This window comes from Porphyrobacter sp. SLTP (assembly GCF_009905735.1).
Classification (GTDB): domain Bacteria; phylum Pseudomonadota; class Alphaproteobacteria; order Sphingomonadales; family Sphingomonadaceae; genus Erythrobacter.
On the sequence record NZ_JAAALE010000019.1, the window covers coordinates 43,833 to 60,332 of the forward strand.

General features: G+C 65.8%; 15 protein-coding genes and 1 tRNA gene. 7 read left to right on the forward strand and 9 right to left on the reverse strand.

Features of this window, described 5'->3' with window-relative positions; translation table 11 throughout:
• Nucleotides 1-92: 92 nt before the first annotated feature.
• Nucleotides 93-167: transfer RNA gene (locus tag GVM20_RS13895), tRNA-Gly, on the reverse strand.
• 254 nt (nucleotides 168-421) lie between these two features.
• Between GVM20_RS13895 and GVM20_RS13900 the strand changes: the two genes are divergently transcribed.
• Both GVM20_RS13900 and GVM20_RS13905 read left to right on the forward strand, forming a co-directional pair.
• Entirely contained in the window at nucleotides 422-1,357 is a 936-nt protein-coding gene (locus tag GVM20_RS13900; RefSeq protein WP_166547806.1) for a tetratricopeptide repeat protein, read from the forward strand.
• Nucleotides 1,358-1,368: 11 nt separating this feature from the next.
• Nucleotides 1,369-1,980 (forward strand): LON peptidase substrate-binding domain-containing protein, encoded by a 612-nt coding sequence (locus GVM20_RS13905; protein WP_166547790.1) that lies wholly within the window; start codon nucleotides 1,369-1,371, stop codon nucleotides 1,978-1,980.
• A 45-nt stretch (nucleotides 1,981-2,025) separates the two neighbouring features.
• Here GVM20_RS13905 and hisN read toward each other — a convergent pair whose 3' ends face one another.
• The 5 genes from hisN to GVM20_RS13930 form a co-directional block, all read right to left on the reverse strand.
• Nucleotides 2,026-2,799 (reverse strand): histidinol-phosphatase, encoded by a 774-nt coding sequence (gene hisN, locus GVM20_RS13910; RefSeq protein ID WP_166547791.1) that lies wholly within the window; start codon nucleotides 2,797-2,799, stop codon nucleotides 2,026-2,028.
• Nucleotides 2,800-2,886: 87 nt separating this feature from the next.
• On the reverse strand, nucleotides 2,887-3,234 hold the full coding sequence (locus GVM20_RS13915) for a ribose-phosphate pyrophosphokinase (protein ID WP_166547792.1): 348 nt from the start codon (nucleotides 3,232-3,234) through the stop codon (nucleotides 2,887-2,889).
• Between the two features lie 117 nt (nucleotides 3,235-3,351).
• Complete coding sequence (locus GVM20_RS13920) at nucleotides 3,352-4,287, reverse strand: ribose-phosphate pyrophosphokinase (protein ID WP_160760035.1); 936 nt, start codon at nucleotides 4,285-4,287, stop codon at nucleotides 3,352-3,354.
• A 133-nt stretch (nucleotides 4,288-4,420) separates the two neighbouring features.
• Complete coding sequence (mtnP, locus tag GVM20_RS13925; RefSeq protein WP_166547793.1) at nucleotides 4,421-5,287, reverse strand: S-methyl-5'-thioadenosine phosphorylase; 867 nt, start codon at nucleotides 5,285-5,287, stop codon at nucleotides 4,421-4,423.
• A 39-nt stretch (nucleotides 5,288-5,326) separates the two neighbouring features.
• Complete coding sequence (locus GVM20_RS13930; RefSeq protein WP_166547794.1) at nucleotides 5,327-6,031, reverse strand: glutathione S-transferase family protein; 705 nt, start codon at nucleotides 6,029-6,031, stop codon at nucleotides 5,327-5,329.
• 183 nt (nucleotides 6,032-6,214) lie between these two features.
• Between GVM20_RS13930 and GVM20_RS13935 the strand changes: the two genes are divergently transcribed.
• The 3 genes from GVM20_RS13935 to GVM20_RS13945 are packed head-to-tail and all read left to right on the forward strand — an operon-like array spanning nucleotide 6,215 to nucleotide 10,286.
• A complete protein-coding gene (locus tag GVM20_RS13935; protein WP_166547795.1) occupies nucleotides 6,215-7,642 on the forward strand; it encodes an aldehyde dehydrogenase family protein in 1,428 nt (475 codons plus the stop codon).
• Nucleotides 7,643-7,648: 6 nt separating this feature from the next.
• Nucleotides 7,649-8,989, forward strand: coding sequence for a phosphotransferase (locus tag GVM20_RS13940; protein ID WP_166547796.1), 1,341 nt, complete (start codon nucleotides 7,649-7,651; stop codon nucleotides 8,987-8,989).
• Between the two features lie 10 nt (nucleotides 8,990-8,999).
• Nucleotides 9,000-10,286 (forward strand): acyl-CoA dehydrogenase family protein, encoded by a 1,287-nt coding sequence (locus GVM20_RS13945; RefSeq protein WP_166547797.1) that lies wholly within the window; start codon nucleotides 9,000-9,002, stop codon nucleotides 10,284-10,286.
• 91 nt (nucleotides 10,287-10,377) lie between these two features.
• On the opposite strand, the gene GVM20_RS13950 is transcribed toward GVM20_RS13945, so the two are convergent.
• Nucleotides 10,378-11,340: a bile acid:sodium symporter family protein gene (locus tag GVM20_RS13950; protein ID WP_166547798.1), complete on the reverse strand. Its 963-nt coding sequence runs from the start codon at nucleotides 11,338-11,340 to the stop codon at nucleotides 10,378-10,380.
• A 118-nt stretch (nucleotides 11,341-11,458) separates the two neighbouring features.
• On the opposite strand from GVM20_RS13950, the gene GVM20_RS13955 reads away from it, so the two are divergent.
• A complete protein-coding gene (locus GVM20_RS13955; protein WP_166547799.1) occupies nucleotides 11,459-14,269 on the forward strand; it encodes a DUF3857 domain-containing protein in 2,811 nt (936 codons plus the stop codon).
• A 74-nt stretch (nucleotides 14,270-14,343) separates the two neighbouring features.
• Here GVM20_RS13955 and GVM20_RS13960 read toward each other — a convergent pair whose 3' ends face one another.
• Nucleotides 14,344-15,066, reverse strand: a complete 723-nt coding sequence (locus GVM20_RS13960; RefSeq protein WP_166547800.1) for a sigma-70 family RNA polymerase sigma factor — start codon at nucleotides 15,064-15,066, stop codon at nucleotides 14,344-14,346.
• A complete protein-coding gene (locus GVM20_RS16380; RefSeq protein WP_234032026.1) occupies nucleotides 15,063-15,935 on the reverse strand; it encodes an FHIPEP family type III secretion protein in 873 nt (290 codons plus the stop codon). The genes GVM20_RS13960 and GVM20_RS16380 overlap by 4 nt, the downstream gene beginning before the upstream one ends.
• A gap of 51 nt (nucleotides 15,936-15,986) precedes the next feature.
• Between GVM20_RS16380 and GVM20_RS16385 the strand changes: the two genes are divergently transcribed.
• Nucleotides 15,987-16,457 carry an EscU/YscU/HrcU family type III secretion system export apparatus switch protein gene (locus tag GVM20_RS16385; RefSeq protein WP_234032027.1) on the forward strand — a complete coding sequence of 157 codons (471 nt, stop codon included), beginning with the start codon at nucleotides 15,987-15,989 and terminating at the stop codon, nucleotides 16,455-16,457.
• Nucleotides 16,458-16,500: the final 43 nt, after the last annotated feature.

Sequence of the window (16,500 nt, forward strand, 5' to 3'; positions counted from 1 at the left end):
TCGGGCAGCCCGAGACAGGCAATCGCGTCGCCTTGCCGGTGACCGATGGCCCGGCGCCCGAAGGCAAAAAATCGCAGAAATGCTGGATGTCATGGAGCGGGCGAAGGGATTCGAACCCTCGACCCCAACCTTGGCAAGGTTGTGCTCTACCCCTGAGCTACGCCCGCTCACTGGCGCTGACAGAAAGCCGCAGATGCGCGGTTCCTGCCGGAGAGGCGGCGCGATTAGCAGCGCCTTGGCACACCTGCAAGCGCTAAATTCGCACATTGGCCCACGCAAATTTGGCGCGATTGGGGCTTGATCGCGTATGGCATAGCGGTCAGCACAAATCCGCGCTTCACATCTTGGCGCAAGGCCCCACATTGGAGCCAATGGCGCAAAGGCGTCCAATGACACAGCAGGAGCATATAACTTGGCCAGCATGGGACTGAGCATCGACGAACAGAAGGCGGTCGACCGTTTCCGCAAGGCGGTGGTTGAACCGTCGCAGACCAAGCTCGTCATCCTCGATTTCTGGGCCGAATGGTGCGGCCCGTGCAAGGCGCTGACGCCGGTGCTCGAAAAGGTCGCGGCCGAATATGCTGACAAGGGCGTGGTGCTGTCCAAACTGAATGTCGACGAGGAACAGTTCATCGCCGCGCAGTTCCAGGTGCGGTCGATCCCCACGGTCTATGCCATGTTCCAGGGTCAGCCGATCGCCGATCTGACCAATGCCCGCAGCGAATCGCAACTGAAGGCGATGCTTGACCAATTGCTCGCACAATTGCCGATCAATGGCGGCGCGGGCGATGGCGTGCCGGTCGAACCGCAGGGCCCCTCGCCCGAAGAGATCGCCCAATTCGTCAAGCTGGGCGAGGAAGCGCTTGCCGCTGGCGACCCGCAGCGTGCGGCCGGCATCTTCGCGCAGATCACCGAGTTCGCGCAGGACAATGTCCCCGCCCATGCCGGTCTGGTGCGCGCGCTGGTGCAGCTGGGCGAGGTCGATCAGGCCAAGCAGGTGATGGAGGTGATCGATTCTGATCCGCGCCTCGCGACCGATCCCGCCATCGCGCCTGCCCGCAGCGCGCTGGAACTCGCCGGCACCCGGGTCGACGACATCGAGCTTGCCGCCCTGCGCGCCGCCGCTGCTGCCGCGCCCGAGGACATGGACGCGCAGTTCGCCTTTGCCGAGGCCGCCTTTGCCGCTGGCCAGCGCGATGACGCCGCCGATACCTTGCTCGCCATGATCGCCGCCGACCGCGAGTGGAACGAAGGCGCGGCGCGTGCCAAGCTGCTCAAGATCTTTGAGGCGACCGGCCTTGAAGACGAATGGGTGGTCGGCGTCCGCCGCCGCCTGTCGCGCGTATTGTTTGGATGACCGCAAACACCATGACCCGCCGCCTTTCCATCTTTCCGCTGACCGGCGCCGTGCTGTTCCCCGGCATGCAGCTGCCGCTTCACATCTTCGAGCCGCGCTATCGCGCGCTGGTGAGCGATGCGCTGATTCGGGATCGCCAGATCGCGATGATCCAGCCGCAGCGCGCGGTGGAGGGTGCGCCGCTCTACTCGGTCGGCTGCATCGGCAAGATCGGCGAAGTGCAGGCGATGGACGACGGGCGCTACAACCTCATCCTCGAAGGCACGGCGCGGTTCCGGCTGGTGCGCGAGCTGGATGTGGCCACCGCCTTCCGCCAGATCGAAGCCGAGGTCTATGCTGAGGACGAGGACGAAACCCTCTCCCACGCCCAGCGCGGCGGGTTCGAGCGCGAGGCGCGGCGCTTTGCCGATATGCAAGGCTATTCGGTTGACTGGGATTCGGTCGAGCGGCTGGATGATCGCTCGCTGATCAACGGCGTCTCCCAGATCGCTCCCTTCGATCCGGCATCAAAGCAGGCGTTGCTCGAAGCCGAGACGCTGACCGACCGCTGCGAATTGCTGGTGCAGCTGATGCAGTTCTATGGCCGCACCGATGGCAGCGAGGAAATCACGACGCTGCAATAGCGAGCGGGGCACTGGGGCCGGGGTCAGGCAGACGTAGCGGGTGTGCTACCCCATCGCCTCCAGCACATCTTCCAGCCGCGCCGGATCGCCCAGCGCGATCACCGTACCGTCGCTGCCCGCATCGAGCGGATTGCCCTGCCAGTCCGCCATCATCCCACCTGCACCTTCGACCACCGGGACGAGCGCGGCGTAGTCATAGAGCTTCAGCCCGGCCTCGATCACCACATCGACGTGGCCTGACGCCACGAGGCCGTAATTGTAGCAGTCACCGCCGAATACGATCTTCTTTTCCGCCACCTGCTTGGCGACCGACATGAAGGCGTCGGCCTCTTCATTGGTGAACAGGTGCGGACTGGTGGTGGCGAGCACGGCGTCGCCGAGTTCCTTGAGGGGGCGTGCCTGCACAGGCTTGTCGTTGAAGAGCGTCGGCTGGCCGATGCGGCCCACCCAGCGTTCGCCCGCAACCGGCTGGTCGATAATGCCGAGCACCGGCCAGCCATCTTGCAGCAGCGCGATGAGCGTGCCGAAGATCGGGCGGCCGGCGATGAAGCTGGTGGTGCCGTCGATCGGATCGAGCACCCACTGGCGGCCCGCGCCTTCGTTGCGGGTGCCGTATTCCTCGCCGATGATCCCGTCGCGGGGGAACTCCGCCTCGATGAGGCGGCGCATCGCGGCTTCGGCGGCCCGGTCGGCCTCGGTGACGAAGGAGCGGTCGGCCTTCTTCTCCTCGCTCCACTGGCCGCGAAACAGCGGGCGAATGGCGGCCCCAGCCAAATCGGCGAGGCGCAGGGCGAGGGCGAGGTCTTTATCGGTCATCATGCAAACTTCCGTTCGCCTCGAGCGAAGTCGAGAGGCAGGTGCTTGGGGCCGGAGTGTCTCGACTGCGCGCGACACGAACGGCGGGTGCTATTGCTTGCTCCAATAATCGAAGGCTTCGGCCTGTCGAGCCTGCGTATAGGCCCGCGCTTCCGTCCCCTCCCATTCCAGCGGCAGGTCGTCGTAAACGCCGGTGCGGCTGACGAACCAACCTTGGCCGGGGAGGCCGTCCGATTGGCGCACCACCAGCACGGCGAGGCCCGGTTCGCCGCTGGCGCGTCCGTCTTCGTCGATGCGGTCAAGCACCTTGCACAGCTGGCGCATCAAGGGCCGCGTGAAGGTATGGCCGAGAATGTTGAGGAGCCCGCCGTAGGTGAAGGTCTGACGCGCGCACGCGGCTTCGATCAGGAGGGCGCGGACTTCGATGGGGTCGAACATGACCGCACACTCGTCATTGCGAGGAGCCGCAGGCGACGCGGCAATCCATGAACTGACATCGCCGTTTGCTGAGAGGTTGATCCATGGATTGCTTCGCTACGCTCGCAATGACGAGCGTTAGTCAAACAGGCTCGACACCGAACTCTCATCCGCGATCCGCCGGATCGCCTCACCCACCAGCGGAGCGATGGGCAGGATGCGGATGCGGTCTGAGGCTTCGGCGGCCTCGGTCGGCCGGATCGAATCGGTGATCACCAGCTCCTTGAGGCTCGACCCGTTGATCCGCGCCACGGCCCCGCCCGACAGCACGCCGTGGGTGATATAGGCCGCGACCGACTTGGCCCCGCCTTCCAGCAGCGCTTCGGCCGCGTTGCACAGCGTGCCGCCCGAATCGACGATGTCGTCGATCAGGATGCAGTGCCGCCCTTCGACGTCGCCGATGATGTTCATCACCTCGCTCTCGCCCGGACGATCACGGCGCTTGTCGACGATCGCGAGCGGGGCATTGTCGAGCCGCTTGGCCAGCGCCCGCGCACGCACCACGCCGCCAACGTCGGGCGAGACGACCATCAAAGATTGGTCGCCATAACGCGCCTGAATGTCCGCCGCCATGACCGGCGCGGCATAGAGGTTATCGGTCGGAATATCGAAGAAGCCCTGGATCTGGCCCGCGTGCAAATCCACCGCCAGCATCCGGTCAGCGCCCGCTTCGGTGATGAGGTTCGCCACCAGTTTGGCCGAAATCGGCGTGCGCGGGCCGGGTTTGCGGTCCTGCCGGGCGTAGCCGAAATAGGGCACCACCGCGGTGATCCGCTTGGCCGAGGCGCGGCGCAGCGCATCGATGCAGATCAGCAATTCCATCAGGTTGTCGTTCGCCGGGAAGTTGGTCGGCTGAACGACGAACACGTCCTCGCCGCGCACATTCTCGTGAATCTCGACGAAGACCTCCTCGTCCGAGAAGCGCCGGACGCTGGCATCGGTCAGTGGGATTTCGAGATAGGCCGCAATGGCCCGGGCGAGCGGCAGGTTCGAATTGCCGGACATGATTTTCATGATGCGAATCCCCGAGCGCAGGTGGTGCACCCCGCCTAGCGCCGCGTCATGGAATTGCAACGCAGCGCTGCGGCGTTCTCGTCAGGTAAGGTGGGGCGTTTGCGATTCGAATGGTGGAATAGGCGGCGCGAGCTTACCCGAACAAGCGCCCGGCGACCGCATCCAGTTTGGCCATGACCGCGGGATCGTGTTCGTCCGGCGCGGTAATCACCGCATCGTCCAAGGCGAAATCGATCGGGGAAGGTTCGCGCTCTTGCGGCAGAGCGGCGATGAAGTTTGCCACCATCGCGCGGGCAAGCGCGCCGTTGGCCTGCATCTGGCCGACCACCTGCGCGACATCGACCGCCTCGCCCTCGCGCCAGCAATCGTAATCAGTGACCATGCCGACCAGCGCATAGGGCAGCTCAGCCTCGCGCGCGAGTTTCGCCTCGGGCATCGCGGTCATGCCGATCACATCGGCGCCCCAGGCGCGGTACATCCGGCTCTCCGCGCGGGTAGAGAATTGCGGGCCCTCCATCGCGAGATAGGTCGCGCCGACCGCCACCTTGCCACCGGCATCGCTGATTGCATGAGCGGCCATGTCCGACAGGCGCGGGCAGACCGGATCGGCCATCGAGACATGGGTGACAAAGCCGCTGGTGTAGAAGGTGCTGGGGCGGTGCACGGTGCGGTCGATGAATTGTTCGACCACGGCAAAGCGGCCCGGCTCCAGCTCCTCGCGCAAGGATCCCACGGCGCTGATCGCGAGGATATCGGTGCAGCCCGCCCGCTTCAGCGCATCAATATTGGCGCGCGAATTGAGTTCAGTCGGCGTGATCGGGTGGCCACGGCCATGGCGCGGGAGAAAGCGCACCTTCACCCCGGCCAGCGTCCCGCACAGGATTTCGTCCGACGGATCACCCCAAGGCGTGTCGATCGCGATCCACTGCTCGTCCTCGATGCCGTCGATGGCATAGAGGCCTGATCCGCCGATGATCCCGATGCACCATTCGCTGGCCATTATGCTTGCCTGTTCTCTGATCGCTTTGGGATGTGGGACTTAGGTCAGGTCGAAGCGGGTGGGCAAGGCCCTGCGGATCATCTTTTCCGCCGCCGCATAGGGTTCAGCGATCAGCGGCAGGGCCTGCATCGCGGCGTAATGCGCGGCAAGGCCGGGCCAGCGATCCAGCGGCGTCTCTGCCACCAGCGCGACCTGCATCAGCACCGTCGCCACGGTGATATCGGCAATAGAGAGCGCGTCGCCCGCAAAGAACGTGCGTCCGCCCAGCCGCGCTTCGAGCACGTCGAAGATCGGCGGCAGCTGGTTCGCCCAGGCATCTCGCGCCTTGTCGAGCCCCGGTTCCTCGCCCTTGCTGACCGCGAAGAAGATCGGGCGGAAGATGCCAAGGCCGCCGGCCATGGCCAGCGCGGTGTCGGCATATTCCTCAATGAACAGCGCTTCGCCCAGCGCCATCGGGATATCGGGATAGAGCGCCGGCGTAGGGTGCTTCTTCTCGATGAAGGCGCAGATCGCAGAGGAATCGGCGATGGTGCCTGCGAGGCCCTCCTCCGCCACCGAACGGTCGCGCAGAACCGGAATGCGCTTCATCGGCGAGATGTCGCGAAACCACTGGGGCGGGTCGAAGACATTGATCGCCTCGACCTCATAAGGCACGCCCTTGGCGATGCAGACCCCGGCCACCTTGCGCACGAAGGGCGAGACCGGGCTGCCGTAAATCACCAGATCAGGGCGGGAATCACTCATGCGGCTCTCCTCCAGGGCATCTCTCGCCGCTTCCATAGGCCCGCGTGCCGATAGCGCAATCATCAGGTGATCGTGTCCGGGCTTCGCGCTAGCTCTGCCGCCAACGCAAGCGTTGCGTTTTGCTATGCAACGCGCCAACCTGAGCGGGAGAGACGACTCCCCCATTCGACGAGAGGAATAATCATGGTCACCCAGTACAAGAACCTGATCGGCGGCAAGATGGTCGCCGCCGACCGCTGGCTCGATGTGGTCAACCCCGCGACCGAGCAGGTAATCGGCCAGGTGCCCGCCTGCGGCAAGGCCGAGCTTGACGAAGCGGTCGCCGCCGCACGCGCCGCGTTCAAGACGTGGAAGAACACCCCCATCGAGGAACGCCGTGCCGCGATCATGGCAATCTCGGGAGCGATCAAGGCCAACGCCGAAGAACTCTATCGCCTGCTGACCAGCGAACAGGGCAAGCCGCACGATCAGGCCAAGGGCGAAATCTACGGCGCTGCCGGGATGAGCGCGGCGCAGTCGACCCTCAGCCTCGATGACGAAATCAACGAGGACAGCGACACCCGCCTCAGCCGCACTCGCCGCGTGCCGGTGGGCGTGGTCGCGGGCATCGTGCCGTGGAACTTCCCGGTGATGATGGCGATCCAGAAGATCGCGCCCGCCATGCTTTCGGGCTGCACCATCGTGCTGAAGCCCTCGCCCTTCACCCCGCTGACAACGTTGCGCATCGCCGAGCTGATCGCGGACAAGGTGCCGCCGGGCGTCGTTAACATCATCACCGGCGAGGATGACCTCGGCCCGCTGATGACCAGCCACCCCGATATCGACAAGATCACCTTCACCGGCTCCACCGCCACGGGCAAGAAGATCATGGAAGGCGCCAGCGCCGACCTCAAGCGTATCACGCTGGAGCTGGGCGGCAACGACGCTTCGATCGTGCTCCCCGATGCCGATCCCAAGAAGGTCGCCGAACAGCTGTTCTGGTCGAGCTTCTCCAACGCCGGCCAGATCTGCGTCGCGGCCAAGCGCGTCTATATCCACGAGGATATCTATGACGAGCTTTCCGCCGCGATCGTGGAATATGCCAAGACCGTCCGCGTCGGTGACGGTAGCGAGCAGGGGACTGGCGTCGGCCCGATCCAGAACAAGAAGCAGTACGAGCGCGTGCTCGAGCTGATCGAGGATGCCAAGGAAAACGGCTACAAGTTCCTGCTGGGCGGCAATGCCGACCCGTCGGGCACCGGCTACTTCGTGCCGCTGACTATCCTCGACAACCCGCCCGAAGACGCGCGGATCGTGGCCGAGGAACAGTTCGGCCCGGTCATGCCGCTGATGAAGTTCTCGACCGAAGAGGAAGTCATCGCGCGCGCCAACAACTCGGAATACGGCCTCGCCGGCGCGGTGTGGACCGGCAATCCGGAAAAGGGCGTGGAGATCGCCGAGCAGCTCGAAACCGGCACGGTGTGGGTCAACGAATACCTCCACCTCTCGCCCTTCGCGCCGTTTGGCGGGCACAAGCAGTCGGGCTTCGGCGCCGAGTACGGCAAGGAAGGCCTCAAGGAGTTCACCTATGCGCAGGTGATCACCGTGAAGAAGGACTCTGTCCTCGCGTAACGACGCGTGGGCATTTCGGCTGACGAGTTGAGCGCCGGGCTGGCGCGGGTATGCGCCCGCGTCGGCCTCGGCGCTTTGTCTTCGGCGCCGCAGCGTCTGACGGGCGGGGCGGTGATGGAGAGTTGGCGGTTTCCCTGCGGGGATGAGAGCTTCGTCCTGCGTCGCGCGCCCAGCCTCGCCTTCATGGAGGGGCGGCCTTACGGGCACGCGGTCGAAGCGGCTTTGATCGAAGCTGCCCGCGCCAAGGACGTGACGGCTCCGGAAGTGGTGGCGGTTCTGGAGGAAGCGGACGGGCTAGGCTCGGGCTTCGTGATGCGCGCGCTGCCGGGGACGGCTGATCCCAAGGTCATTCTGGCGTGCGACGATCCTGACAGGCTGCTGCGGCAGGCGGCGCGGGATCTGGCGCGCATCCACCGCTTGCGGCAAAGCGATGTGCCAGATGGCGTGCCGGTGATGGATTACCGCGCCGCGATTGCTGACCTCAAGCAGCAGTTCATGGACGCTGGCGGCAACCGCCCGATCATCGCGCTTGGCCTCAGGTGGCTGGAGGACAATTGCCCCGCCGAGGTCGAACCTGTCCTCAATCACGGCGACTACCGGATGGGTAATCTGCTGGTCGAAGGCTCGGACCTCACCGGCGTGCTGGACTGGGAGATCGCCCATTTCGGCGACCCTCACGAAGACTTGGCGTTCGGCTGCATGGCCGTGTGGCGCTTTGCCCGCTACGACCGCCCGGCGCTGGGGCTTGGTCGGATTTACGACTATTTCGATGCCTATGAGGCGGAGAGCGGCACCAAGATCGATATCGACCGCTTCCACTTTTGGACTGTCTACCGCACCGTCTGGTGGGCACTCGGCTGCCTCAAGATGGCGGCGCAATGGCGTTCGGGCGCGGACCGGATGCTGGAGCGCGCGGTCATCTCAAGGCGAACAAGCGAGCAGGAACTCGACCTGTTGCTGCTGCTTGAGGAGGAAGCGCCTGAGGAAGAGCGGGACAAGAAGGTTTACTCGAGCACGGGCAAGTGGTCACGCCTGGGTGAAGCGGACAGCGCAGAACTGGCAGAAGCGATCTCCGAGTGGCTTGTGTCGATCAAGGACAAGCTGGAAGGGCATGATCGCTTTCAGAACGCCGTCGCCCGAAATGCTCTCGGCATTCTGGCGCGCGACTGGCGGCTTTATCCCTACCCCTACACCGCCACGTCGCTGGCGCAGGACGTCCTGACGGGTATCGCGAGTTTGCGAAGGCCTGATCTGCTGCAACAGCTCAAGAGCCGCGTTCTGGAAAAGGTTCAGGCGGATTCCCCCAAATACCCGAGCTTGGCTACCGCAATCAAAAGATGGACCTGAGAGGAACACCATGGACTTCGCCATCCCCGCCGACCTGCAAGCCTATCTCGACGAGCTCGACGCCTTCATCGCCGCCGAGATCAAGCCGCTGGAGCAACAGAATGACAACATCCGCTTCTTCGACCACCGCCGCGAATATGCGCGCACGGACTTCGAGGCGGGCGGGCTGCCCCGGCACGAGTGGGAGGAACTCCTGAAAGAAGCCACCCGCCGCGCCGACAAGGCCGGGCATTGGCGCTTCTCCGCGCCCAAGCGCTATGGCGGCAAGGACGGCAGCAACCTGTGGATGGCGGTGATCCGCGAGCACTTCGCGCGCCAAGGCCTCGGCCTGCACAATGACTTGCAGAACGAGCATAGCATTGTCGGCAACTTCCCCTTCGTCGCCATGTTCGACCAGTGGGGGACCGAGGAACAGAAGCAGGAATTCATCCTCGGCGGGTTCGAGCGCACGCGGCGGGTCGCCTTCGGTCTGACCGAACCCGACCACGGCTCCGACGCCACGCACATGGAGACAGTCGCCGTCCGCGAGACCCGTGACGGGGTCGATGGCTGGCGGATCGATGGCGAGAAGATGTGGATCACCGGGATGCACGTCGCCACCCACTGCGCGATGTTCGCGCGAACTTCCGGCAAGGCGGGGGATGCGAGCGGGATCACCTGTTTCCTCGTCCCCAACCCCACCGAGGGCCTCAAGATCGAGGAGTGGATGTGGACCTTCAACATGCCCACCGATCACCCGCGCCTCAGCGTCACCAATGTCTGGGTGCCGGACAGCGCGATCCTCGGCGTCGAAGGCCGCGGCCTCGCGCTGGCGCAGAGCTTCGTCCACCAGAACCGCATCCGGCAGGCGGCGAGCAGCTGCGGCGCGGCGCTCTATTGCATCGATGAAAGCGTGAAGTACGCCCGCGAGCGCAAGCCCTTCGGCGAAGAATTGGCGCGCAATCAGGGCATCCAGTTCCCGCTCGTCGAACTGGCAACGCAGGCGGAAATGCTGCGTCTGCTGATCTTCAAGACCGCGTGGGAGATGGACAACATGCCCCACGAGGCGATCGAGCGCACCATCAGCGACAAGGTCTCGATGTGCAATTACTGGGCGAACCGGCTGGTGTGCGAAGCTGCCGACCGCGCGATGCAGGTCCACGGCGGCATCGGCTATTCGCGACACAAGCCCTTCGAGCACATCTACCGCCACCACCGCCGCTACCGGATCACCGAGGGCTCGGAGGAGATCCAGATGCGCAAGGTGGGGGCCTATTTGTTTGGGTATTTGGGGCCAAAGCGGGGCCAATTCGCCTAACCTCGTCATCCCCGCGCAGGCGGGGATCCATCACGGGTAGCGGTCTGCACAGCCCGGGCAGGATGGGCCCCTGCCTGCGCAGGGGCGACGGCTAGCTTTTTCTTCTCCACCACCCGGCGAGCAGGCTCCCGATCAGCACATGCCACACGGCCGAAATCGCCGCTGGCACGGGCGCGAGGGCGGCCTGCTGGATGCTGGCGAATTGCGCGGCGAAGGCGGGGGTTTTCGCCAACCCTGAGCCAAGCCCGGAATTCTGCATCCCGACCTCGATGCTGATCGTCCGGGCCTCGATCTCGTCCAGCCCCAGCATTCGCGCCAGCACATATCCCAAGGCAAAGCCCACCGCGTGCAGCAGGAAAGTCGCCAGCAGCAGCACGCCTGCATGCTCGGCGATCTGTGTCTTCGCGCCGCCGACAATCCCGCCCACGATCAGGATCACCAGCACAATCGCCACCAGCGGCAGCACGGCACTGACCCGCTCGGCAGCGCGGGGGAACAGGCGGTTGAGCAGGGTGCCCAGCACCACCGGCACCAGCACCACGGTGATCATGCTGATCAGCAGGTTCCAGCGGTCAATCTCGACATAGGCCCCCGCGAGCAAGCCAGTCAGCAGCGGGGTCAGCACCACGGCGGCAAGGGTCGATGCCATCGTCATCGCCACCGACAGCGCCACATGGCCGCGGGCGATATAGGTGACGACATTGGACGCCGTGCCGCCCGGGCAGCAGGCGACGAGGATCAGCCCCACCGCCAGCCCCGGCTCCAGCGCGAGGGCGCGGGCTACCGCGAAGCCCGTCAGCGGCATCACCGCAAACTGCAACACCACGCCAGCAACCAGCGCGCGCGGCGCCGAGGCGAGCTTGCGGTAGTCATCGAAGGTCAGGGTCAGGCCCATCGCCAGCATGATCACGCCGAGCGCAAGGCTGAGCAGCGGTTGCCCGGCCAGGGTGATCCGCCCGTCGGTCATCCAGGTGAAGCCGGCGGGGAAGAACCAGGCCAGTCCCACGCCCAGCACGGTCAGCGCGGCGAAATTGTTGGTGATTGTGCGCAGCATGGCCCCCCCTTTGCGCGCTGCGTTAGCGCAGGACGGGGATCGGTGCACCCATTCCTGCTCTAGCAATATCCGAAACCGGCGCTAGGCTCTCAATTCATTCGTTAAATGGGGGTCCTTCATGTCGCGCCGTCTCGCCAATCGAATTGCCCGCCCGTTGGCAGGTCTGCTGCTGGCCGGGACCGCGGCCGTGCCGGTGTGGGCCGGTGAGACCGTCCTTTATGACGCTGCGCCAAGCTGGGTCGATGTCGCCAAGGTTGAGCCCAAACCGGCCAATTCCAACGCCATCATCATGCTGCTCGATCAGCAGGCCCGGATCGAGACGGGCAAGCTGTCGACCTATTTCGATACCGCCGTCGCGCTCGATTCCCCCGAAGCGCTGACCCGCTTCGGCACGCTGACGGCTAGCTGGATGCCCGACAAGGGCGATCTCATCGTCCACCGGGTCGAGCTGATCCGCGGCGGCGAAGTGATCGACGTGTTGAAGGGCGGCGCGCAGTTTGAAGTGCTGCGGCGCGAACGCGGTCTCGAAAACCGGCTCGTCGATGGCGAGCTCACCGCGACGCTGGCGGTGCAGGGCGCCAAGCTCGGCGATGTGCTGCGGCTCGCCTATTCCACCACGCTGAGCGATCAGGCGATGGGCGACAATGTGCAGTGGCAGGGCGGGCTCATCGCCAAGCCCTTCCCGCTCGAACAGGGGCGCGTCACGGTGTCATGGCCCGAAGCGCTGCCGGTCACCCGCCTGCGGCTGGGCAAAGCCGAGGTAGCGGAGCCGGTCGCAAAGGGCGGATACATGGTCTGGTCGGCGAACCTGCCGGTGCCCGAAGGTGACGAGATGCCCGAAGACGCGCCCTCGCGCTTCCGCATCGGCGAGCTGATGCAGGTGTCGACCTATGCCGATTGGCCCGCCGTCTCGCGCAATCACGCCCAACATTATGGCACCGCAGGCAAGGTAACGCCCGGCGGCGACCTGGCGGGCCGCATCGCCGGGATCGCCGCGGCGAGTGATGATCCGCTGACCCGTGCGGCAATGGCGCTGCGGCTGGTGCAGGACGACATCAGCTACCTGATGAACGGCATGTCGGGCGGCAATTACATCCCGCAGGCGCCCGAAGAAACGTGGGAAAAGCGGTTCGGCGATTGCAAGGCCAAGACGCTGCTATTGCTCACCATGCTGCGCGAACTGGGGATCGAGGCCGAGCCGGTGCTGGTCCGCAGTCAGGGCGGCGATGTCTTGCCGAGCCTATCGCCGATGCCGGGCAATTTCGACCATGTGATCGTGCGCGCGGTGATCGGCGGCACGAATTACTGGCTGGATGGCACCACGTCCGGGGTGCGCGCCGATACGATGGATGAAGTGCCGCGCTTCTTCCACGGCCTGCCGCTGCGCGATGCGGGCGCGGAACTGATGGCGCTCGACACGCGGGCGCAGTCCACGCCTGACCGGGTGGTGCGCCTGACCGTCGATCAGCGCGCGGGCCTGCGTGTCCCTGCCACCTTCGACGTGACGATCGAATATCGCGGCACCATCGGCGCTGGCTGGCGCAGCATGGCCTCACAAGGCAGCGAGGAAATGCGCGAGGACGCGGTGGCCTCTGCCATCACCGAAGTGATCGGTGATGGGCAGGTGGTCGAACATTCGGTGCGTTATGATGCCGAGGCGGGGCTCGCCGTGCTGACCGGGCGCGGGATCATGAGCAGCGCCTGGACGCGGGACGGCACCGACTACAAGTTCGAGCCGCCCGCTCAGGCCGCGCGCGATGTCGGGTTTGAAGCGGACCGCGCGCGCAGTGCGTGGCGCGCCATCCCGCTCCAGCTCAACGGCCCGGTCTATTTCACCAGCACGGCCGAGGTGCTGCTGCCCGACGATGTCGCAGGCGTGAAGCTGGAAGGCAGCGCCGCGCCCGTCTCTGCCACCATTGGCGGGGTCGAACTGGCCTCCACCGCCAAGCTGGACGGGCGCAAGCTGACGATCGATCAGACGATGCGTACGGTGAAGGAAGAACTCGCCGCTGATGCCATCGGCGCGGCGCGGCGCGAACTCAACCGGTTCGACCGCCAGCTGCCGGTGCTGCGTTCCCAAGGCGAAGTGCGCGAATTGTGGCAATATTTCGGGAAGGACCGCGCGCGGCTTTCCGCGCTCGAAGCGCTCTATGCCAAGGGGATTGCCAAGGCGGAGCCGGACGATCCCTATCCGCTGATCAACCGCGCGGGCTTCCGCATGGGGATCTTCGATTTTGCCGGCGCGCTGGCGGATGTCGAAGCGGCCATGAAAATCGAGGATTCGCGCGATCTGATCTACGCCCGCGCGACCCTGCGGCGTGAGCTGGGCGATATGTCCGGCGCGCTCGCCGATCTGGTCGAGGCGGAGGCACTGCAACCCGATGGCTCGACCTATGGCGAACAGATTGAACTGCTCGCCTTGCTGGGCCGCGCCGAGGAAGGCTTGGCGCTGGCGGAGGACTTCGAAGCCCTGACCAAGGAACGCGCCGACGGCGTCACGGTGATGGCCTCGGCGCTTGGCTGGCAGGGCGCGGCGGACGAAGGGCTGGATCTGCTGGACGGCATGATCGCCCAGCGGCCGACCGACGGGAACCTGCTCAACGCACTGTGCTGGCAGGCGGCGATCTGGTCGAAGATGGACGAGATGCGGCTCGATTCCTGCACCAAGGCGGTCGAAAAGAGCGACAATGCCCCGACCGCGCTCGATAGCCGGGCGATGGCGCATTTCCGGCTCGGCAACCTGGCGGCGGCCAAGGCGGATATCGACGCGGCGCTGCTGGCCGAGCCCTATCAAGTCGAATCCCGCCTGCTGCGCGGCATCATCCTGCGCGAAATGGGCGACAATTCGGGCAAGGACGAGATCGCGCTGGCGCTGAAGATGCGGCCGTCGCTGGCCGCGACCTACAAGGCGTTCGGGCTGACGTTCTGAGGGTATCTTTGTCGGCCTGCCGCTTCGCTGCTTGAGGGCGTGCTTGTTGGCCTACCGCTTCGCTAATTGAGGCCTTACGCCGCCTCCAGCAGCGCGCGCAGGTCTTTCAGGGCCTTGGCGCGCAGCTGGTGAACGCGCGGCACGCTGACGTCGAGCACGGCGGCGATTTCGGTGAGGTTCAATTCCTCGACGAAGAACAGTTGTAGCACCAGCTTCAGCCGGTCGGGCAATGCGATCATCGCGTGCAGCAACCGGTCACGGTCTTCGGCGGCGCACAGGGCCTCGAACGGGTCGGGATCGTCGCTGGCGAAGGCGAGGCTGGTTTCGTCATAGGCGTCGTCAATCGGGGTCAGCTTTACGCCCGAGGCTTCGATCGCAAGCAATTCCGCATCGCTGACCGCCATCATGCGGGCAAGCTCCGCGCGGCTCGGCTCGCGGCCCAATTGCCCGCGCAAGGCGGAAAGCGCGCGTTCGTAGCCTGAGCGTTTGTGGCGCGCGGTGCGGCTGTCATGGGCGACGCGGCGCACTTCATCCAGCATCGCCCCGCGCACCCTGATCTTGGCATAGGCGGCGAACCCGTCCTCGGTTGGCCCGGCGTGGCGCTGGGCGCATTCGGTCAGCGCGAGGATACCGGCCTGCACCAGATCCTCGATCTCCAGCCCCTCCCGCCCGCGGCCGTTGATGTGCCACGCGGTGCGGCGGACGAGCGGGAGGAACCGGCGCACGCGGTCTTCGACCTCGGCGCGGGAAGGGGCATAGGGCGCGGCCTGCGCAAAGCTGGCGTGGTCATGCTTCATGCGGCCAGCCCCTCAGGCGCGGGCGGGGCGAGTTCGGGGGTTTCGTCAGGTGCGCCGATCACACCGACGACCGTAATCGGCTGGGCAGCAGGCAGTTCGGCGATGGACAGGACAAGACAGCGCGGCGCGCGGGCCTTGAGCAAGGCGGCGAGCGCGCGGCGGGCAGGGGGCTGGACGATCAGCGCAATCGGGCTGCCCTCGCGGTCGGCGATGCGGCTTGCCTCGCGCACAATCATGCTGCCGCAATCAGGCTCGATCAGCGGTTGCCCGGTGGCAGGGTCGATCATCCCGCCAAGGATGGCGCTCTCCAGGCCGGCATCGAGCGTAATGACCTTCAATGGCTCACCCGGCGCGGCGATCCGGGCGACGAGCCGCGCGGCCATATCGGCGCGGACCGCGTCGATCACCGCGTCGAAATCGCTCGTCTTCTGCAAGGCCAGCGCGAGGCTGGTGAACAGCGGCTGCGGATGCGCCAGCCCGATCCCGTCGGCCATCAGCGCGCGCAGGGTGCGGGTCAGCGCAGCGAGCGGCAGCGGATCGGGCGTCACCGCCTCGACCAGCGCGGGCGCGCGGGCCTTGAGACCATCAACCCACTCGCGCACCTCGTCCGGGCCGAGCAGCTGGTGTGCCTCGGCCAGCAAGGCCTGATTGGCGTGGGTGGCGATGACCGAGGCAGGATCGACCACCAGGAAGCCTTCCGCCACGGCATGATCGCGCGCGGCAGGGGCGATCCACAAGGCGGGGCAATCGAAGGAGGGATCGCGGGTCGGCTCACCCGTCAACCCGTGTCCGGGGCGCACATCGCCCGCGTCGATGGCGAGCAGCTTTCCGGGACGCACGCTCCCGCGCGCAATGCTTACCCCGCCCATCAGCACGGCGTAGTCCTGCGCAGCGAGATCGAGCGCGACAAACGGCTCAAAATGAGCCTCCAGGACATGCGCGAGGAGAACAAGCAGGCCGAAGGCTCGCCCGAGATGAGGAGCGCCCGCCGTCAGCGTCAGCGCGATCTGGCGCGGGGCGGCGTAGCACGCGCGATGCAGGACGCGCAGTTCATCGTCGTAAATCCGCTGCACTTCGCCGTGGCGCTGACTTACGATCCCGCCCGCGCGCCCGCGCCGCTGCTGCTGGCGAAAGGCCGGGGCGAAACCGCGCTCGCCATGCGCGAGATCGCTGCGGAGGCAGGGCTGCCCGTGCTCGAATACCCCCAGCTCGCCCGTGCGGTCTATTTCACCACCAGGCCCAATCAGATGGTGCGCGAGGAATTGTATATCGCGCTCGCATCGCTGGTGGCCTTCGTCATGGCGCTCAAACGCGGCCAGCGCCCGCGCCGTCCGGTGGTGGAGGTGCCGACCGGGTTGCGCTTCGATGGCGACGGTAGGGTGGAGGGGTGATCCTCCCCTTCAGGGGAGGGGGACCACCGAAGGTGGTGGAGGG